This is a genomic window from Kitasatospora sp. MBT63 (assembly GCF_000710465.2).
Lineage (GTDB): Bacteria > Actinomycetota > Actinomycetes > Streptomycetales > Streptomycetaceae > Kitasatospora.
Window position 1 is genome coordinate 1 of sequence record NZ_JAIZ01000270.1, and the last position, 18,764, is coordinate 18,764.

Consider the following 18,764-nt stretch of genomic DNA (forward strand, 5'->3'; position numbering starts at 1 on the left):
GGCGGGCGGCGGGCTCGCCCGCACGGTCGGCGGGACGCGCGGGCGGGGTGGCCGGCGGGGCGAGACTGCGGCTCAGGGCAGCGCCCTTGCGCCGGGCGGTGCCGAGAACGACCGGCCCTCCGCGCTCCGCGGGGGTGGCGGTCGCGGCGCGCAGTCGGTCCTGAACGCGGTCGGCGGGGGCCAGAGCCCGGACCGCCGAGCCGAGTAGCGGACCGGCGGCGATGGAGGCGTCCAGCGCCATCACCCGGACGATGCCGGCCGAGGTGGCGGCGGCCCGCAGCAGGGCGGCGCGCAGGACGTGCTCCGCCCAGTAATCCGGGTCGCCGGGCATCCCGTCCGAGCAGATTTCCCGGACCCCGGCCACGGAGATCACGCCGGCGGCAAGCGCCCCGCGCCGCTGCACTTCCCACAGCACCGTCAGTTCGTCCAGCGGCTCGCGCCGGTGCGCGAGCGCGGCCATGGCCAGGTAGACGGCGCGGTGGCCGGGGTCGACGAAGTCCTCGCCGGTGAGCCAGGAAGCTACTGCGGGGATCCGCCCGGGCGTGCTGAGGAAGCTGGAGAGCAGCGCCCGTTCGTGCTGCAGGGCGGCCTCGATCGTCTTGGAGGCGTTCCCCGGCGACGGCGGGGTGGGCAGCGGGCGGCGGGAGCGCTGGTCGATCGTGCCCCAGGCGTCGCCGAGCCGTTGGATGACGGCGTGCAGGGCGCCGGTCAGCTCGACGGTGGCCTCGACCGACTCGCTTTCGGCGGCGGCGAGCAGCCGGTGGGCGTGTTCCTCGAGCGCCCTCCGGACGGCGGTCTCCAGCACCATCCGGCCGTAGCTGGCGGCGTGCTCGGACCGGGGGCAGGTGGAGACAAGGGTGTGGCCGTAGCTGGCGGTGACGCCGGGGACCTCGCAGGTGGCGGTGGCGATGGCGGTCAGCGCCCAGTCCTGCTTCTGGTCGTCCCCGGCATCCGGGGCGAGGGCCGGGTGGCCGGCGGCGTGCTGGGCGAGCAGGATCGCGAAGAACCCCTCGTGGGCCGGACGGTAGAAGTGCCGGGGCTCCAGCCACCCGGCCAGCAGCCCGACCTGGGACGGATCGAGCAGGCACGCGCCGAGCACCGCCTGCTCGGCCTCCAGCTGCGGGCTCATGTCACGGCTGACCGGTGTCACCGCGGCGCCACCTCCTCGCGGAGAGGGGCGGGGAGCATCAGGTCGCGCAGCCGGTCCAGGTCCTCGACGAGGGCCTCGTCGCGGATCCGGAGGCGGCCGGAGCCCACTGCCAGGTACCAGCAACCGTCCGCGCGGCTGATCGGCAGGAAGGCCAGGTCGTTGCGAATGATGTCAACTCCGTTGCACAGAAGGGTGGTCGAGGTGGTCAGCGGGAGTGCCGTGCAGGTGCGCGGACGTGCTGACGGGCGCCGGCCTGGTGAGAGCGGGTCACGCGACCGCCTCGCCGCGGCAGCTGAACGGGGAGCAGCCGCCCTCGGGCCCGTCCTCCAGCTCGTCCTCATCCAGGCCCAACTGCGTCTGCAGAGACCGGAGTTCAGCTCGGGTGAGCTTGTCGACCGGCGCCTGGTCGAGGGGCAGGCGCGAGCGGTGCAGGTACGCCTGCCCGAGCAGCGGCCGTCCATCGGCGTTGGCGCGGGCATTGCCGGCCCGGATCGCTGCGTCGAACTCCACGACGTCCGCCCACTCCTCGGGAGAGGTGTCGCGAATTTCCCGCCACTGGGCATTTCCGTGAAATGGACAACCCAGGCAACTCGACTTCGGAGTGGCACCCCATCCGTGCTCGGCAAGCAGCTTGAGGCAGTCCGCGCGGGACAAGCCGAGCTCGATCAGCGGGAAAGTGTGGCGAGTGTACCGGACGTCGGAGTCCTTGGCCCGGTGGAATTCATCGGTACTGATACCGATCCACTGCTCGGCATACACGCCGTTCGGCACCCGGGCGGGATGCGGGTACCCTAGGATCTGCCGCACCTGCCGCTTTATCGGCTTAATTTTATACTCGCCAGTACATTGCCGCCGAGTCATTCCCGGACTGCCGTCCTGATTGAGAATATAGAGCGGCATCGACGCGAACCTGCGAGCGGGGTCGAGGGCGTCCTTGCGGATGTTTCCGGACGAGACCCGCAGGATCGGTATGTTGGCCGGCCGGGCGATCTTCCGCTCCACCTTGTCCAGGTGCCGGTAAACCTTCGCCGGCTCCCAGCCGGTATCCGAGAAAACGGCGCAGTCCAGTTTCGGAAGCTCACCCAGCGCCGACAGAAGGAGTAGCGTTGTGGATTGTACGCCAGCGCCGAGCGACAGAATTCGAGTGGCCGGTTCGGTGGTGTAAATCATTCGGCACCACCGGCCTTGGCCATCGCCCGCTCGGTGATCAGAGCGGTCTGCCGGGAGCTGGCCGCACCGACCTCGGCGGCGCCCGGCTCCTTGTACCAGGGGCGCAGGGTCAGCAGCGCGGGTCGCAGGCCGGTCGCAAAAAGGAGCGCCGACCCCTTTTTCAGGGCGCGGATCTGGTCGGGCGGAAGAATGCGCTCCTGGCGCATGCTGACCGAGGTCGACCGGCCGGATTCCGACGTGGAATGCGAAACCGTCTCCACATCGTGGTCGCCGACCAGGCGAGACAGTTTGTCAGCGAAATCTGCGTCGTCGATTCCGCTGCCCACGAGTTTGATGGTGGCCGCGCTCCACATGGCGTCCATGCCCGCCTCGCCCCAGACTTTCTGGCCCTGGCGATAGCTCTGGAGAATGGTGATCGGGATGACGCCACGAGACCCAAGGTGGGAATACAGGTCGGGCAGGTCGCCGATTTTGCACACATTCGCGGCCTCGTCCAGAATGGCGAGGAGCGGTGGGTCGAGACGGCCTCCGGCGCGCTCGGCCTCGATGACCGCCGTGCGCATCACCGAGTCCGCCGCAGCCGCGATCAGAGCAGAGGCGCTGCCACCGCCGTCCTTGGACAGCAGGAACAGGGAGTCCTTGCGGGTGACGAACTCCTCCGGCTTGAACTGGGGCAGGTCCGGATTCGGCGTGACCCACTTGGAGATCTGCGGGTCGAGAAGGCAGGCCGCGTATTGGCGGGCGGTCTCGAAAATTCCGTCGCGGGTTTCGACGGCGCCGGAGACGGTGCCCTGGAGCTGGTCCGCGATGGCGGTCATCTGGTGCGCGCGCAGCAGGTCGACCGGGGTGCGGTCGGACGGCACGGCGAGCCACTTGAGGACGTCCGTGATCGGCCGGTGGTCGCAGCCCGCGGCCAAGAACAATGCGCACAAAGTGTTCTGGGCGGCGGTGGACCAGAAGTCGCCCTGGCTCGACTCGTCGACGGCCGCGGCGACGAAGTGGCCGGCGAGCCGTCGCGCGCCCGGCAGGTCCTTGGCGTCGGCCAAGATGTCCCACCACATCGCCTGTGGGGTGTGGGCGATCTGCTGCGGATCCATCGTCCACACCCGGCCGGCCTCGGAGCGGGCCTCCAAGCACGCCGTATAGGCGTCGCGGGCCGCCTTGTTCGAGGTGAGCAGGACGGGGCCGGGGGCGCGCAGGATCGCCGGTACGGCGATGCTGGTCGTCTTGCCGGAGCGCGGCGCCATGATGGCGACCGCGACGTCTTCCCAGTTGGAGCGGACCTCGGGTCCGGTGGGGGCGAGGTCGCCGAGCAGGATGCCGGTGTCGTCGGGGTCGATCTCGCGCGGCTTGGCCTTGGAGAGGCTGGGGCGCAGGTCCCGGGCCTTGGCGGTGATCTCGGCGGGCAGCAGCGGTGCCAGTTCGCTGCGGCCCGCGAGGCCGGTCGGCTTGCGGCGGTGCTTGGACCACAGCAGCAGGCCGGCGGCGGTGAGCGCGATTGACAGCAGCGCCGGGGTGATGCGGGTGCTGATCAGCAGTAGGAGCGGGCTGAGGTGCGGGAAGGCCCGGTCGGGGTGGAGTGCGGCGTCGACCGGCTGGAACGGGGCCCACGGGGTGCCGTCGGTGGTCGCGGCGGTGGTGGCGTTGCCGCCGAGCCAGGCGAAGGTGCCGAAGACGGCGACGGCGATGCCCGCGCCGATGAGCGCGTAGAGGAGGGCATCGGAACCGGGGCTGGCGGAAGGGGATTTGGGGGAGGCGGGCAGGAGCGGGTTCCTTGACAGGGTTTCGGCCTGCCGGGCAGGGGCGCGCGGCGGCAGGGGGCCCAGAGCGGGCGGGGAGTGGGCGGCGATCACGGCGGGACAGAGGCCCGAGACGTGGGTGATCGGCCCGGTGGCCGGCGGGTGGTCAGCCGGCGGGGACTGCGGGGTCAGCGGGAGGCGGAAGCCTTGGCTGACGTGGGTGCGCGGGAGGCGACCGGTGCGGGGGCGGCACCGTTCAGGGCAGCGGGACGCGCGGGCGAGGCCGTACGGGTGCGGGCGGCAGCGGCGCGGGGCGCGGCAGGAGCCGCCCCCTGACCGTCGGTCTCGTCCGGGCGTACCAGTTGGGCTTCTGCGACGCGGTAGCCCGCGGTGGTGAGCTGGGCGCTCGCGTCCTGAAGGGCTGAGGCCATGGCTGAAGCCGGCAGCAGGTCCTGGTCGGTGAGGGTCTCCAGCCGCTGGGAGGCGGTGTCCAGCAGCGCGGTGAGTCGCTCCAGCAGGCCGGTCTCGGGGGCCATCACCGCGAGCGCCACCGCGGTGATGGCCTCCGCTGTGGTGGCCCGGTGGACCTGGGCGGTCGCCTGCACCAGCCGGGACTGCAGGTAGGCCAAGTCCCTCCCGTCGAAGGTGTTCTCGATCCTGCGGATCGGCAGCGGGGGCACCACGCGGGTGGCGTATCCGGCCCCGGTGAGGAGCTGCTCGGCGAGGCGGATGCGCTGGTTGACGTCGCCGTGCCCGGCGTCCTCGGCGGTGAAGATCGCGCTGAGACCCTCGTTGGAGAATCCCGCGCGGGCCAGGAGGGTCCGGCTGGCCAGGTCGGTGGCCTGGGCCCAGGCGCTGCCGGTGGTGGTGGAGCCCTCTCTGATGGGGAAGCGGGCGAAGACAATCTGGGTGGGGTCGGACAGGCGGAGTACTTCCTGGTCAGCGCCGTGGGGGGTGGCCGTGGCCGGGGTGGCGGGGGTTGAACATGGCGCCCGTGTACTCGACGGCGGTGAACCGGCGGTTGGGATCGGCGGGCTGGGCGGGCCGGGTGGCCAACTTCGGCAGCGCAGCCTCGGACAGGGTGCTGCGGCGGCGGGCCACGGGCGTGGGATCGGCGACGGCGGAGGCTAGGATCGCCACGTACCGCACCGGCGTTGCGTGGCCGAGGACGATGGTCCACTGGTCGCTCCAGGCGGGTCCGAATGAGGCTTGTGCCATCCAGGCCCCCACGCCCTCCCCGCACTTGTCGTCGGTCGAGGTGGGTGAGTACCTGAAGCTGGTGGTGCCGTCCGGCGACGCGAGACGGACGAAGTGCGGGTCGTCCTGGAGCTGCCAGCCGGCCTTCAACAGCGGGCGCCAGGCGGTCGTCGGCGAGGCGGTCGGCTCGGCGACGATCTCCTCCGGCATGGTGTACCGGTCGGCGGCGACGGCCTGGACGAACGCACCGACGATCTCACCGGGGGTGTCCTTGGTGAACGTGGCCTGCCAGTAGGGCACTTGGTCCGCCGGGTGCTTGCGGACGGTGACCCGGTAGAGGTGGAAGATCCGGTGCGCTTCCATGGCGATCTCGATGCGCCGGCACGGGCTGGTGGCGATGACCTGGGCCAGGGATTCGTCGAATCGGTACGGCCACTCGTGGAGGTGGAGCAGCGGTGCCAGGACCGGCAGGGGCCCGGGGCCGGCGAGGTGGCGGGGGCGGACGAGCACCTCGTCCTGGGGCGCGGCCGAGGGTGAAGTGGTCAACGTTTGGGTCCTCGGGGCGTCAGCGGTGGGGAGGTTCGACGATGCGGGAGTGCGGCGGCACGGCGAGGGCTGGGGCGAAGTGGACCGACGCCGTCGTGCCGGCGGCCCGCAGTGCCGGGGACTGGGCGGTGGCGGCCCGGCTGCGGGTGGTCTCGTCCGCGGCCTCGGCGATGGCGTCGGCGGTGGCAGCCGTGCGGAAGGCCGCGGCGGAGATGGCGGTGGCCTCCGTGAGCAGCGGCTCCCACAGGGGAGGCCGGTCGCCGTACTGCTGCGCGACCTGGCGACCGATCTCCGTGACGGCACCCGCGAGTTGATGAACTGCGCCGGGCATCAGGGTGAGGCCCAGCAGCACCTCGGCGGCCTCGTGGGCCGTCAGCGAGGGAGCGATCTCGACGATCTCGGAGAACGCGCGGCCGGCACGGGCGATGGCCTGGTTGGCGACATCGAGGGGCCCGGTGGTGCGGGCGTCGGTCAACGGTCCTGCTTTCTACAGGCGCCGCCCGGATCGAGCCGCGGCGGTGACGAAGGGAGAGGGGGCGGGGAGAAGACCTGTCCGGCGGCCGGGTATGCCGGCCGCTGCCGCGCGGGGACGGGTGAGGCCGGTGCTGCGGCTCTCGGCGAGCTGGCAGACGGCCAGGGCGAGGGAGCGGTCGCGGCCGGTGTCCACGATGGTTCCGTCCGGTCGAGCGAGCGGCGCGACGAGGCGGGCCTCGTGGTCGCCGACGCGCAGCAGCGCCCACCGGCACGCCGCCGAGGCGTCCTCGGAGGCGATGCCGGTGGCGGCCAGGATGCGCCGGGCGGTCTCCTGGAAGCGGTGATCCGCGGGGCCTGCGGCGTCAGGGTCGGTGCGCAGCGTGCACTGCCACACCAACCTGGTGCGCAGTGCCTCGGCGGGCCCGGCCGGCGGCGGCAAGTGCGCGGCCAGCTCCGTGGCGAACGCCATCTGGTCGGCCGGGAGGTCCGCGGCGGGACGCCAGGCGTCGATGAGACGCAGGCGGTTCTGCTGCTGGGCGGCGGCGGCCGTGGCGGAGGCGAGCAGGTCGCGGGTGGAGGCGTACCGGGCGATGGTGGGGTGCACGTCACCGTCCCGGGGCCGGTGCGACCGTCCGGCCGACCGAGGCGAGCACGGGCTCCGCGGCTGGGGGCGTGCTGCTGCCCGGACGGGAGGCGGCCTGTTCGGCGCGCAGGACCTGCACGACGAGGGAGGAGGCTGCCGCGATCCGGGACGGGCCGGCGGGGCCGGCGCTCAGTTCGGGTTCTCCGTGACGCGGTCCGCGCTGGTGGCGGCGGCGGCCAGCTCGGGCAGGTCGGCCGGCTCGGCCTCCCGCTGGTCGATCCACCAGCTGGCCTTGTCCAGCGTGCGCAGCTGCTCCTCGACGGCCAGCCACGCCTCCTCGGTGAGCGCGCCCTCGACCACCAGGGCCTGGTAGCCAGTGGTCACCAGCTGGTGCCGGCAGCGCTCGCCCCAGGCGATGGCCCGCTGGGGGCCCTCCAGCGGGGGCATGCCGAACTGGGCGGCCCACGCGGTGGCGGCTTCCTGCTCCTCGGCGCGGCGGGCGGCGATCCACGCCTCGCGTTCGGCGGTGTCCTCCTTGCGCTCGGCGAGCCAGCAGTCGCGGCAGGAGCGGGTGGCGAGCCAGCGGGCGTAGGAGGCGCGCTTGTCGGCGGGGCGGGAGGACAGGTCATGCTCGACGGTGTGGCCGCAGTCGTGTTCGACGGACCACCGGGTTCGGACAGCTATGTTGGGTCTCCTGTGAACTCGGTTTGATGGGACAGGGATTGGGTCAGATCAGCGGGCTCGCCGCGGGTGGGAGGAAGGGGGAACTGGGGAAGTCGTCTCTGCTCTAGCCGGGCCGGGGCGCGGGGTTCGCGTGGACTGCAGCCGGGCGACGGCCGCGCGGGGGATCGGCTCGGTCCCGTTCCGGTGGTGCAGCGCCTGAGCGGTGCGGTCGACCTGACTCCCGAGGAGACGGGCGGCGCGTACGGCGGGCCCGAGCGCAGCGGGCTGGTCGAGCCAATCTGCTGCCAGTTGCAGGACTTCCTCGAGCTCGCGGATCACAGGACTGAGGTGGCCCAGGAGGTCGGCCACCTCGACCTCCTCGGTGGGCTCCGGCAGTAGCTGGCCCAGACGGCGCACCGCCCACGAGCCGACGAGGCTCGCGTCGTGATCGCCAAGCTGGGCGCGGTTCAGGGCATCGGTGTAGGACATCGGCTCACCGGGAGTTCGAGTGTCCGGCGGCCCACGCGATCCGCGGGTCGACGGCCGGGACGGTCGCGGCGGTGGTCGCGGCAGCAGTGGCGTGCAGAGCGGCAGAGGAGCGGAGCCGGCCGCTGGTGGCGAGTGCGGCGCGGGCACGGGGGCTGGCGGGGCCGCTTGTGCGGGCGGCCGGTACGGCGGCGGGGCGTGCCGCGACGGCGGCGAGGTCCCTGCCCGCGCCGGCGAGCACGGTGGTGGCCTCGCCGACCACGGCCTCGACCCGCGCCAGGTCGACGCTGCCCGGGTCCGTGCGGACCTGGTCCTCGATCGCCCGCAGCCGGGAGGCGATCTCGGCACTCAGCGCGGCCCGGTCGTGCAGCAGGGCGTCCGCGCGCTGGTCGTCCCGGCTCGGCCCGGTCGGCGGGTGGACGACCGTGTTGAACGGGTCCGGTGCCGTCGGGGTGACGGGCCCGAGGACGGGCGCCTTGAACACGCGGGTTTCGAACGGGTCGTCGTTCTGCGCGACCTGGGCGAGCGGCGCGGCGGACGGGGGTGGGGTCCGGTTCATCTCTGCGATCAGCCGGGTGGCGAACGGGTCGGTGGACTCGTACGGGCCAGTGAGCGGTTCGAAAGCCAGGTCGGAGGCGACCCGCAGCCCCTGGCCGCGCAGCGCGGCGACGGCGGTGGAGGCCCGCTTGTCGCCCTCGAACTCGGGCTCGTCCATGACGTAGAGGCCCGGGTGCCCGCCGGTGCCGGTGAAGCCGGCCTCGGCGAGCGCGTAGGCGGCGGTCTGGTTGCTGTGCGGGTTGGTGGCGACGATGCCCAGCTTCGGGTGGCGTCCGACGTGGACGTCGAAGCTGCGGGGCGGAGCCGGGGCGCTGGCCTGGACGACGGCGTCGGGACCGGCGGCGCGTACGGCCGGGCTGTCGAGGGCGGGATTCGTCGCGTCGTTGTAGTCGAAGGCGGCGTCCGCACTGACCTTGACCCCGCCGCGGCGCAGGGCGGCGACGGTCTGCCGGGCGTGCAGGAAGATGTTCTGCTCGCTGCGGTCGAGGGCGTGCCGTCCGTCGGCGAGCTGGCGGAATCCCGCGCGGGCGAGCAGCGTATGGGCGGTCGGTGAGGCGTCGGGGCCGACGTCGGCGACGACGCCGTACTGCGGGTCGCGGGTGATGGAGACGTGCTCGGGGGTGATGCGCTGCTCCTCGGGGCAGATGGTGGACGCGGTCAGCGGCGGGCGGCCGGTGCGGACGGCGGGGGAACGGGCACAGCGGGCCGGGGCTGGTCGGCTCCGGCGGAGCCGGGCGCCGTGGTCGCGGTGCGGGCGGCGGCGACGCGCGCCGCCGACGATGGGGAGACGGCGACGGCGGCGCCTTCGAGGCCGGGCAACGGCGTTGGCCGGGAGGTGATCGGAACGCCCATGTCCCTCAGGGCTGCTGCGAGTTGGGCTGCCGCCCTGGACTGGAAGATCGGGTCGTGCTCGGCCAGGGAGTAGCGCTCCGGAGCGTCCTCCAGACCGAGGCGGAACCCGGAGGCGGTCAGGGCGTCCAGCACGGCCGGGGCGCGGCTGGCGGTGGTCACGGTGATGCCGGCGGAGGCCAGGCGGCGGAAGGTGACGCCGACGGTCTGCTGGTGGGGCAAGCGGGTGTTCTCCAGGAAGGGCTCGGTCAGCGGGAGGCGGAGCGACGGGGGGCTGGTCCGGGAGGCAGCGGCGCAATGGCGGGGGCGACTGCCATCCGCGCCCGCCGTGATGGACGGGCGGCCTGGGCGCGGGTGGCCGGCGGGTGGGTGGTGTCCCGTAGCTGCGTCGCCCGGAAGTCGCGGCGAGCCTGTGGCCCGTACCAACTGGCGTAGTGGTCCGTGATGTTGAGGTGTTGCGGGTCGTGCCGCAGGATCATGTAGGCGTGGGAGTCGGCGCCTTCCGGAGTGCGGGCCAGCCACCACCCGACGCCGTCGTCCCAGTCGTGCATGGCCTCCACGACCACGGCGCCGGACACCACCTCGTGGGCGAGTTCCCGGTCGGTGGGGATCAGGCGGTCGGCGGCCAGGTCGGCGGAGACGATTGCCTGGGCTGTCTCCGCGACGCGGCCGACGTCGGGGAACGGGCCCTCGTCCTGTAGCCACCGGTAGTGCTGGACCACATCGCCGTTGCGCTGCTCGGGGCGGTGCCAGTTGACGACCGGTACCCGGGCTGCGACCAGTCGGTCGACGAGCCGCCCCGCCCTGCGGATCTGCTCGTTCGGGTCGACGCTTCGGCGCTGGTGCCAGCAGTCCAGCGCATCACCCCGCCTGGAGAATCCGGCCTGGTAGATCGCTTCGCGGGCGGGCTGGGGCACCTGGCCGTTCAACACGACGAACTCGCCGTGGTCGTAGTCCCAGCCGAACGCCACCAGCCCGCCGGTGGTGCCGGGATCCGTCGTCGTGGGCATCAGGCTCCCGATCAGCGGCGCCGTGCCGAGGTCGGAGAAGCCGTCACCGGAACCGGCGCCGGGCCGGTGGCCGGGGCGGCCTCGGCCGCCTTCCGCTTCACCTCCTCCTCGCGAGCCTGGAGCAGCCGCACCAGGTCGGCCTCCAGCGCATCGCGTTCCTCGGCCGCCTCCTCCAACTTCTCGAACTGCGCATCCAGCTCGTCGAGGACGGCGTCGTCCACGCGCCGCTGGGCGGTGGCGACGTTGACCAGCCGCACGCGCTGGAAGGACACCGCGGTCTCGGCGGCCACCAGCGCGCGGTGCGTGTCGAGCACCCGCGCGGTCTTCGCGTCGGCCCGCGCCTGGTTGGCGATCAGGGCGGTGATGCTCTGGCCGAGGGCGGCCTCCAGGCGGGCGTCCTGGCGGGTGAGCGTCATGGTCGACATGCGTCTCCAAGGGGTAGGAATAGAAGCGGAGTTGGCGAACTGGGAAGGTCAGAAGGGGGGCTCCAGGCCCGGCCCGGCGAGTCCGGCACTGATCACCGGGCGAGGCGGTCCCACGGGGAGTGCGCCCGGGCGGCCGAGCACCACGGGGGAAGTCCGGCGGGCGGCGGCGGCCCGCGGGGCATCGGGCACCGGAGCCTCGGCCGCGTACCCGTAGGAGGTCCACTCCGCGCGTGCGGCGGCGAGGCTGGGGTGGCGGCTGGGGCCGTAGTGGCCGCTGTCCGGCTCGGTGTAGAACACCGCCGCCTCACCGGCGCCGGGATAGTCGACCAGCAGCTCGATCGAACCCTCCGGCGCCTGGTGGTGCGCGTGGATCACCAGGTGGCCGGCGGCGACGTCCTCGCTCACCAGGTGCACCCAGACGGTGCGGTCGCCGATCGTCCGCGCCGGGCCTGGGGGTGACGACGTCCCCAGTGGCGACGGGGCCTTGGCGCGCAGGCGCTGCTCGTCCGCGCTGTACACCCGGGTGATCCCGTAGTCGGCGGCGGCCAGCAGGCGCCGGGCGTCGCGGATCTGCCGCTCGGCGGTGGAGGCGCTCGTGTCCCGGCGGATGCGGTGCAGCCGCAGGGCGTCGTCGCGGACGAACCCGGCCTGCTCCAGCCAGTACGCGCTGCGCCCGTCGGGAGGGTCGGCCACGATGGTCTGCCGGTCGGGCAGGTGGGCGATGGTGACGTTAGGGATGACGACTCCTGGGCGGTCAGCGGTGGTGGGTGCGGCCGGACCGGGCGGGAGCGGCTGGGATTGTGCCGCTGGGCTCGGCGCCGACGGGCGGAGCGGTGGGCGAGCCCCGGGAGACGGTGGCCTGGCCCCGCTGCTCGCGGGTGAGGCCAGCCGAGCGCCGGTAGTCGGCTTGCTCGGGGGCCGGAGGGGTGGCCGTAGGTGCTGGCCCTCCTGGGAAGGAACCCGGAGCGTTGCAGGATTCCGCCCGCGTCGAGGCTGGCCTGTGCGACGATGGCGTTGCCGGGCTCGTTCACATCGGGGTCGATCACCACGCGGAGCACCCGCAGGCGGTCGGGCGTGATCATGCCGCTTCCGGGGCCGCGTGCATCCGGGCGTCGGTGTCGAACAGGGCCAACTCCGCACGGTGCAGAAGATGTTGGACAACGAACGAACGCCCTGCCACCTTCCACAGGCCGCGGCCCTTGCCGAGGGCGGCAATGGCGGCAGTCTCGACGCCGCTGAGGCCGAGCAGTCCGGCGGTGGCGGCCAGCTGGTCGCTCTCCTGCCGGTAGATCACGCGCGTCGCGCAGTCGGTGAGCAGGCCCTCGGCGAGCGCCCGGGTCCGGGAGCCGGCGTCGCCGGCCGACAGCAGGTCGCTGAGGCGGTGGATGATCAGCATGTTCGCGATGCCCAGTCCACGGCTCAGCTTCCACTGGCTCTGCATGCGTTCCAGCAGTGCCGCGTGCCGCATGACGCGCCACGCCTCGTCGTAGATCACCCACCTGCGACCGCCGTTGGGGTCGCTCAGTGCCGCTTCCATCCACGCGGACGCGCAGGTCATCGCGAGCGTCAGCGCGGTGTCGTCGCCGGAGGATCCGAGCCGGGAGAGGTCGATCGTCAGCATCGGGCTCTTCGGGTCGAACTCCGCGGTCGACGGCGCGTCGAACATCCCCGCGAGGTCGCCGTTGACCAGCCGGCGAAGCGCGTGGGCGAGGTCCTGGGCGGCGGCGCCGACCCGCCGGGTCGGGTCGCCGAGCGCGGCGTCCAGGACGGCGGCCTGCCCGAGGACGGCCGCGACGTCGCCCAGCAGCGGGACCTGGCCCGTGCGCGCGCTGCGGTCGACCACCGCGTCCAGGGCGATGTCCATCGCTGTGTACTCCATCGGCGCCAGGTCGCGCCGCAGCACGGTGCGGGCCAGCGAGCCGAGCAGCAGCAGTCGGCGCTTGCGGACCTCGCCCGCCCAGTCCGCCAGGTCGACGCCCGTCGGAGGGGCCGGAGCGTCAAGGGGGTTGAGCCGTCCCGGGAGCCCGGGGCCGAGGGCGATGGTGGTCCCGCCGATCGCCTCCGCGACGGACGTCCACTCCCCCTTCGGGTCGCACGGAACGTAAACGCGGTAGCCAAATGCCGTGCTGCGCAGGGCAATTGACTTTGCCAGTGCGGACTTGCCCTGGCCGATCACGCCTGCGACCAGCGTGTTCGGGTTTGTAAAGTTTTCAACTTTCCCGTAGAGGGCGAAGGGGTCGAACACGAAGCTGGCCTCGGCGTGGACGTCGCGGCCGATCAGGACGCCAGCGGACCCGAGGCCGCCCTCGGCGAGGAAGGGGTACGCCGCGCTGGCCGTCGCGGTGGTCATGCGGTGCGAGGGAAGTCGCAGTCGGCCGCCGCGTAGGGAGGCGGGGCCGGGGCGTCCGGCGGCGGGGTAAGCGGGGAGGAGTTCGGCGTTCTCCTCGCGGCGGGTCTTCGGGCGCTGGGGGCGGCCGGCCTGGCGGGCGGCGCGTCGGGCGGCGGCGAGGTCGCGCTTGGCCTGGCGGCGTGCTGAGCGGTCCGAGCGGGTCGGGGTGAACAGGGGGGTGGCACTGGCGGAGCGCAGGAACGTTTCTCCTGTCAGACGCGAGGGGTTGTGGTCGGTGTGCCGCGGAGCTCGGAGGGGGTGGCGATCACCCGGACGCGGCCCGAGGTGGTGCTGTGGCGCTGGCAGATCACCATGTCCGGGGCGCCCTCCGGCAGCCGCAGCGCGCACGCCTCGCGGGTGGGGCGGCGCCCGTCGGCGCGCGGGGCGCGGTGGTAGGCGTCGTGGAGGGCATCGCAGGTCTGCCACAGCCGGATACGGGCGGCGTGGAGGTGGCCGGCCTCGGCCGGGGCGAGCGGCCGGGTGGTGCCGGTGTGGGTGTCGAGCAGCGCGAACAGGGCGACGCAGTGGGCGTGGAGCGCGTCCAACTCGCCTCGGGAGACGGGTTCTTGCTCCGGGATGGCGGTGTGGTGGTGGACGTCGACGCCCGCGGTCGCGAAGCGCAGGAGGCGGTGGTCGCCGGTGGGCGGGTGGTGCACGGCTGCCTCCCGTCAGGTTCGGGCGAGCGGCAGGGCCGCCTGCGCGAATGCCTCGGCCTGCTGCCAGCGCAGGAGCCGCGGGTCCAGCCCGGTGCCGGCGGCGGCGGTCTCGATCGAGGCACAGGCGCGGCGCAGCTCCTCCGGGTTGTCGGCGCTGACGACTACCAGGCCGGTCAGGTCGACGTCGGCGTGGCCGGAGATCAGCTCGCGCTCGTGCTGCTTGGCGTCGGCGTACTCCATGCTGTCGGCCTCGGAGTCGACCTGGCCCTTGCGGACCCGCTCGGCGGCGTCGGCGATGATGCTCGACTTGGTGCGCTGCACCGCCTTGAGCGCGGCGTCCAGCGCCTGCGGGCCGTAGGTGAGGGAGAGGGTCCGGCGGGCGCCGCCGGCGAAGACCAGCGGGTGGAGGAACCCGTGGGTGACCTCGGACCTCGGCCACTGCTCGATCCAGTACACCGCGTGGCAGGCCGTGTCGGTGGTGAGGCGGCCGGGTTCCTCGACGACCACGACGGGACCGGCGGCGGCCGGATCGGCGACGGCCTCGCCGGTCTCCGACCACTGCTCCAGGTTGGCGAGCGACTTCGGGTCGTAGGCCGAGCGGATCACGGCGGCGATCTCGCCGGTGCTGAGCCAGCCGCGGGGGTTGAGGCCCGCGTTGCGCAGAGACTGCTCGAAGCCCGGGACGAGCTGGGACAGGACACTGAACGCACCGGTCAGGCCGCCGCCGGCCTCGCCGATCAGGCGGCGGGCGCCCTTGAGGTCCAGGCTGATGGCGATGTACGCCTCGTGCGGTGCTGCGGTCGGACCCGCGGCGGCGAGGAGGTCCTCGTAGACGGGGCCGGCGACCTTGGCGTCGGGGCGGCCGTTCTCCGCCCAGTACCGGGCGAGGGCGTCGCCGCTGTCGGGGACGGTGCGCTCGATCACCTGGACGGTGGTGATGTAGCCGGTGCGGGCGAGCGAGGCCAGGCACCGGCCCCAGGCGTTGACGTTGCCGGCCTGGGTGGAAGGGTCCAGCAGCGCGAACGCGCGGCTGGAGACGCGGATGACGGCGGTGAGGCTGTTCTTCTGCGGGTTGTGGATCGCGCCGAGCGTGCCGCCGGGGGCGGTGACGGCGCGCAGGCTGGCGTCGGTGCCGGGCAGGTGGAGCAGGCCGTCGCGGCGGGGCCGGGTGGCGGGCCGGGCGAGCCAGACGAGCTGGCCCTTGGCGCGGCGCAGGTAGTACCGGATGAGGATCGGGGCCCAATCTGCCACGGAGCGGCTGTGGAAGCGGATCAGGACGAGGGCGGCGGCCAGGGCCCAGAGCGGGGTGGTGAGGGCGGCGCCGGCAAGTCCGGTGGCGACCATGGTGGCCAGGAGCATCGCGCCGGCGGTGCCGACGACGGTGAGCTGGGCGGCGGTCAGGCCGAGTAGGACTCCCCGTCGGGATCGGCTGGGGAAGCGGACGGTCGGTGTGGGAAGGTCGGCCGACAGGGGCGACTCCTTCGGTCAGAGCGGGGAGTACCGGCCGGGGCGGGTGGTGGCCCCGGCCGGTGCTGGTCAGGAGGTCGGCGGCGTGGAGGAGCCGACGGGGCTGCTCGGCGCTGCAGCCGGGCCGGCGGCGGACGCAGGCGGGGCGGCAGGAGCCTGGGCGCCGCTGCGGGTGGCGCGAGCGGCACTCATCACGACCTGCGGCGTGGCGGACCCGCCCGAGGCCGCAGCGGCAACTGCACTCGCGGGCTTGGCGGTTGACCCCTCGCTGGCGCCGCCCCCGGCGGACTGGCCGGAGGTGGGGGCCCGGGAGATCAGCGGCTGACCCTGGTCGCCACCCGACTGGGCGCGGCGGGTGATCAGCGCCTTTCCGACCGCGTCGCCGCCGCCTCCGGAGGAGGTGCCGGGGAAGCGGAAGGTGCTCTGCGACGGAGACGACGAGCCTTCGCCGGAGCCCGAGTTGCCGGAGCCGCCACCGGCTGGGGCGTCCTGGCCGGGCACCTGCGCCGGGCCCTGCGGGGCGGCTCCGCCCATCGCTGCTCCGCCCGCTCCGCCGGCACCCGCGGTCGCGGCCATCCGGGCGCCCTTCTGGGCGGTGGCGGCGCCGACCTGCAGGCCGGTGGCGGTGCTGCGGTGCAGGTCGTGGGCCTGTCCGCCGTCGCCTGCCCAGTGGACGAACTTGTAGATCGCCATGGGGCTGAGCAAGACCAGGGCCATGACGACGAGGCCGGCGATGATGTCCGACAGGGCCTGGATGCCGTCCTTGGTGTCGGTCTGGCCGAGCGCGGAGACGCCGACGAGCATGATGATCGTCATGATCAACTTACTGAACACGACCGTGGCGGTGGCCTCGATCCACTTCCGGCGCCAGTCGCGGGTGGGCTCCCAGGCGCCGCCGGCCGCCGCGAAGGGTGCAAGCACGACGAGCACGAGGATCGTGACCTTGCGCAGGACCATCGCGCCCCAGTAGAGGATCGCCCCGGCCGCGCAGCCGAGCGCCACCAGCGCCGGGATCGCCCAGCCGAGCGGCGTCGTGACGGTGATCATCGACACCTTCACCAGCCGCCTGACCGCGTCGTCCATGCTCGAGTTGGCGATCTGGAACAGCCCCCGGCTGAGGGCGTCGACGATGACCAGCGAGACGCCGGTGAAGGTGATCGCCGTCATCGCGAACAGGGTCGCCGAGACGGTTCCGGTGACGGCCTGGCCGAGCGCCTGGCCATCCCGCCTCCACGCGGCGCGGATCAGCTGGAAGATGAAGGTCATCACCAACATCACCAGCGCGATCGGCAGGATCGTCGCGTAGTTGGTGCGGAACCACTCCGCACCCAGGTCGACCGAGGTCGTCTTGTCGACGGCACGGGAGGCGAGGTCGACCGCGCTCTTGGCGAGGTCGCCGGCGGACTTCGCGACCCAGTTGCCGATGGAGTCGGTGACAGAATCGCTGACGCCACCGACGATGACATCGCAGAGCAGGCCGGATCCGGGTAGATCACAGAAACCGATGGGCGATCAACTCCTACGTTGGGGACCGGTGGTGTAGGTCAGGGGTAGACGGTGGTGGCGATGGAGGCCAGCGCGCAGTCGCGGCCCGGCCGGCACTGGACGGCCAGGGTGATGGCGCGGTCCTCGGCGCCCCGGCCGCCGTCGAGCCAGCTGACGGTCTGCTTGCCGGTGACGGTGACGGCGTAGATGTAGGCGACGGTCAGCTGCGTCGGGTCCTTGCCGATGGCCTGCTGCCACGCGGCGGGCAGGTGGGCCTCGGCGGCCTCGCCGACGGCGTGCTGGCCGTTGTCGCGCATCCGGCTCCACAGGGTCGGGTCCGGCAGCTGGGCGGCGAGGGCGTCCGGGTCGGCGTACTGGGTCTCGTCGGTCAGCCAACCGCGGAGTCCGGCCAGCTGCTGGGGCTGGGTCGCGGTGCGGGTGTCGTAGCTCCACAGCGCGCTGGCGAACGCCTTCGCGTACGCGATCGGGTCGCTGGTGTGCGGTGGAGCGGCCACGACCGACACACCCGGTGTCGCCCCGACCGAGGGGGCGGGACTCGGTCCGTGCGGCGAAGCTGTCGAAGTCGCGGAAGTAGAAGGGCTGGAGGGGGAGTTGGCGGCGCTCGGGGTGCGGTGGCCGCCGCCCGCCAGCCGGGCGGTGAGCCCGGCCAGCAGGGCGACGACCACGAGCACGCCCAGGCCGATCAGCAGCCGGCGCAGCAGGGTGGACTGGCCGGTGAACGGCGAGGACTTCGGCATCAGTGGACGCTGGTCCCAACCGTCGAGAAGAAGCTGACGATCCCGTTCGCGGCGCCCAGCAGGAGGGCACAGCCGGCCGCGACGAGGGCGCCTTGCTTCCCCTTCTGCTCGCTGCCGTGCGATCCGGTGTGGTGGCCCCAGGCCCAGACGATGCCACTGACGCAGAGCGCACCGACGACCGCGATGATCGCGAAGAGGTTGATCGAGCCGACGGTGGACTTCAGGACGGACAGGCCGGGCAGGCCGCCCTCGGACGGCGAGATGCCGGGATCGTAGGCCAGCTGCTGGGCCTTCGTTGCGGCGTCGGCGAGGTAGGTGAGCAATCACACTCCACGGCTAGAGGGGCAGGAAGATGCGCGGCCGAGCCGCGCGGGAAGGGGAGAAGTGCGCGAAGTGCGCTGAGAGGGACGGAAGTTGCCGTCACGGGGCGATGCGGCGGGCGGCGATGATGTCCGCCTTCCACGACGCGAGCGTGGCGATCTTGACCACGTCGCCCGTCTTGGGGGCGTGCACCACGAGGCCCTGGCCAATCGCCATACCCACGTGCTCCGGCCCGTCCGGGCCGGGCCGGGTGTACAGCAGGTCGCCCGGGCGGATGGCGTCGACGCTCACGCCGGTGCCGTTGTGGACCTGCTCGTAGGTCCGGCGTTCGATGGAGATGCCACCGGCCTTGTACGCCTGCTGCGTTAGGGACGAGCAGTCGCACCGGCCCATGGGGTCCTGGCCGTGCGCGTCGGTGCAGGTGCCGCCCCACTGGTAGGGCGTGCCCAGCTGACCGAGGGCGAACTTGATGGCGTTCTGCACGGCAGGCGGGACATCGGTCGGGATCTGGTACCCGGCCGGCAGGACACCGGGCGGGATGACGCCCCAGTTGGTTCCGTCGTCGCCTCCGGTGCCGCAACCGCTCGGTGTGGCCGGTGCGGAGGGAGTGGGCGACGGGGTCGCGCCCGGCGAAGGAGTGGGCGCGGGAGTCGAACTCCTCGACAACACCTGGGAGATGGCCTGCTGGAGAGCGGTCGCCAGCGGCTCCCACTTGGCGTAGGCATCCGGGAATCCGGACCGCTGCACCTTCTGCGCCGCCACGGTGAGCGGCAGCTGCTCCCAGCCGGGAACCTCCAGCAGCGCCTTGTAGAACTTGGTCGAGGCGTACACCGGGTCC

22 protein-coding genes are annotated in these 18,764 nt (G+C 73.0%); 2 read left to right on the top strand and 20 right to left on the bottom strand.

The genetic code is table 11. From position 1 onward, the window contains the following. From AA75_RS16810 to AA75_RS51980, 8 genes are all read right to left on the bottom strand, one after another. On the bottom strand, positions 1-1,150 hold a 1,150-nt coding region (locus AA75_RS16810; protein ID WP_149038188.1), incomplete at its 3' end, for a DnaB-like helicase N-terminal domain-containing protein. A 267-nt stretch (positions 1,151-1,417) separates the two neighbouring features. Then, entirely contained in the window at positions 1,418-2,320 is a 903-nt protein-coding gene (locus AA75_RS16815; protein WP_233289045.1) for a hypothetical protein, read from the bottom strand. Next, positions 2,317-4,083 carry a type IV secretory system conjugative DNA transfer family protein gene (locus tag AA75_RS16820; protein WP_033820916.1) on the bottom strand — a complete coding sequence of 589 codons (1,767 nt, stop codon included), beginning with the start codon at positions 4,081-4,083 and terminating at the stop codon, positions 2,317-2,319. Before AA75_RS16820 ends, AA75_RS16815 begins: the two co-directional genes overlap by 4 nt. A 164-nt stretch (positions 4,084-4,247) precedes the next feature. Continuing rightward, on the bottom strand, positions 4,248-4,742 hold the full coding sequence (locus tag AA75_RS16825; protein ID WP_033820868.1) for a hypothetical protein: 495 nt from the start codon (positions 4,740-4,742) through the stop codon (positions 4,248-4,250). 256 nt (positions 4,743-4,998) lie between these two features. Further along, a complete protein-coding gene (locus AA75_RS16830; RefSeq protein ID WP_033820869.1) occupies positions 4,999-5,802 on the bottom strand; it encodes a DUF317 domain-containing protein in 804 nt (267 codons plus the stop codon). Between the two features lie 19 nt (positions 5,803-5,821). Further along, positions 5,822-6,277 (bottom strand): hypothetical protein, encoded by a 456-nt coding sequence (locus AA75_RS16835; protein WP_033820870.1) that lies wholly within the window; start codon positions 6,275-6,277, stop codon positions 5,822-5,824. A gap of 12 nt (positions 6,278-6,289) precedes the next feature. Then, entirely contained in the window at positions 6,290-6,880 is a 591-nt protein-coding gene (locus tag AA75_RS16840) for a hypothetical protein (protein ID WP_033820871.1), read from the bottom strand. 168 nt (positions 6,881-7,048) lie between these two features. Then, a complete protein-coding gene (locus AA75_RS51980; protein WP_233289046.1) occupies positions 7,049-7,306 on the bottom strand; it encodes a hypothetical protein in 258 nt (85 codons plus the stop codon). Between the two features lie 423 nt (positions 7,307-7,729). Here AA75_RS51980 and AA75_RS51425 point away from each other — a divergent pair, with 423 nt between their 5' ends. Continuing rightward, on the top strand, positions 7,730-7,921 hold the full coding sequence (locus tag AA75_RS51425) for a hypothetical protein (protein WP_149030352.1): 192 nt from the start codon (positions 7,730-7,732) through the stop codon (positions 7,919-7,921). A gap of 94 nt (positions 7,922-8,015) precedes the next feature. On the opposite strand, the gene AA75_RS16855 is transcribed toward AA75_RS51425, so the two are convergent. Then, positions 8,016-8,723 (bottom strand): hypothetical protein, encoded by a 708-nt coding sequence (locus AA75_RS16855; protein WP_033820874.1) that lies wholly within the window; start codon positions 8,721-8,723, stop codon positions 8,016-8,018. 15 nt (positions 8,724-8,738) lie between these two features. Here AA75_RS16855 and AA75_RS16860 point away from each other — a divergent pair, with 15 nt between their 5' ends. Continuing rightward, positions 8,739-9,119, top strand: a complete 381-nt coding sequence (locus AA75_RS16860; protein WP_055731247.1) for a hypothetical protein — start codon at positions 8,739-8,741, stop codon at positions 9,117-9,119. A 104-nt stretch (positions 9,120-9,223) separates the two neighbouring features. Here AA75_RS16860 and AA75_RS16865 read toward each other — a convergent pair whose 3' ends face one another. From AA75_RS16865 to AA75_RS47535, 11 genes are all read right to left on the bottom strand, one after another. Further along, positions 9,224-9,637, bottom strand: coding sequence for a hypothetical protein (locus tag AA75_RS16865; protein WP_033820876.1), 414 nt, complete (start codon positions 9,635-9,637; stop codon positions 9,224-9,226). A gap of 26 nt (positions 9,638-9,663) precedes the next feature. Continuing rightward, positions 9,664-10,425 (bottom strand): hypothetical protein, encoded by a 762-nt coding sequence (locus AA75_RS16870; RefSeq protein ID WP_033820877.1) that lies wholly within the window; start codon positions 10,423-10,425, stop codon positions 9,664-9,666. Between the two features lie 11 nt (positions 10,426-10,436). Beyond that, on the bottom strand, positions 10,437-10,850 hold the full coding sequence (locus AA75_RS16875; RefSeq protein WP_033820878.1) for a hypothetical protein: 414 nt from the start codon (positions 10,848-10,850) through the stop codon (positions 10,437-10,439). 48 nt (positions 10,851-10,898) lie between these two features. Beyond that, positions 10,899-11,543, bottom strand: a complete 645-nt coding sequence (locus AA75_RS16880; RefSeq protein ID WP_033820879.1) for a hypothetical protein — start codon at positions 11,541-11,543, stop codon at positions 10,899-10,901. A 385-nt stretch (positions 11,544-11,928) separates the two neighbouring features. Further along, entirely contained in the window at positions 11,929-13,200 is a 1,272-nt protein-coding gene (locus tag AA75_RS16885) for an ATP-binding protein (protein WP_233289047.1), read from the bottom strand. A 251-nt stretch (positions 13,201-13,451) separates the two neighbouring features. After that, positions 13,452-13,895, bottom strand: a complete 444-nt coding sequence (locus AA75_RS16890; RefSeq protein ID WP_033820880.1) for a DUF6238 family protein — start codon at positions 13,893-13,895, stop codon at positions 13,452-13,454. A gap of 12 nt (positions 13,896-13,907) precedes the next feature. Then, positions 13,908-15,365, bottom strand: a complete 1,458-nt coding sequence (locus AA75_RS16895; RefSeq protein WP_033820881.1) for an SCO6880 family protein — start codon at positions 15,363-15,365, stop codon at positions 13,908-13,910. 66 nt (positions 15,366-15,431) lie between these two features. Then, positions 15,432-16,868, bottom strand: coding sequence for a conjugal transfer protein TrbL family protein (locus AA75_RS16900; protein ID WP_033820882.1), 1,437 nt, complete (start codon positions 16,866-16,868; stop codon positions 15,432-15,434). Between the two features lie 38 nt (positions 16,869-16,906). Next, entirely contained in the window at positions 16,907-17,605 is a 699-nt protein-coding gene (locus AA75_RS16905; RefSeq protein WP_033820883.1) for a hypothetical protein, read from the bottom strand. Next, the gene (locus AA75_RS16910; protein WP_033820884.1) at positions 17,605-17,928 is read right to left on the bottom strand and encodes a DUF6112 family protein; all 324 of its coding nucleotides are present in this window, start codon (positions 17,926-17,928) and stop codon (positions 17,605-17,607) included. The genes AA75_RS16905 and AA75_RS16910 overlap by 1 nt, the downstream gene beginning before the upstream one ends. A 97-nt stretch (positions 17,929-18,025) precedes the next feature. Continuing rightward, entirely contained in the window at positions 18,026-18,757 is a 732-nt protein-coding gene (locus tag AA75_RS47535) for a C40 family peptidase (RefSeq protein WP_158515515.1), read from the bottom strand. Between the last annotated feature and the right edge of the window lie 7 nt (positions 18,758-18,764).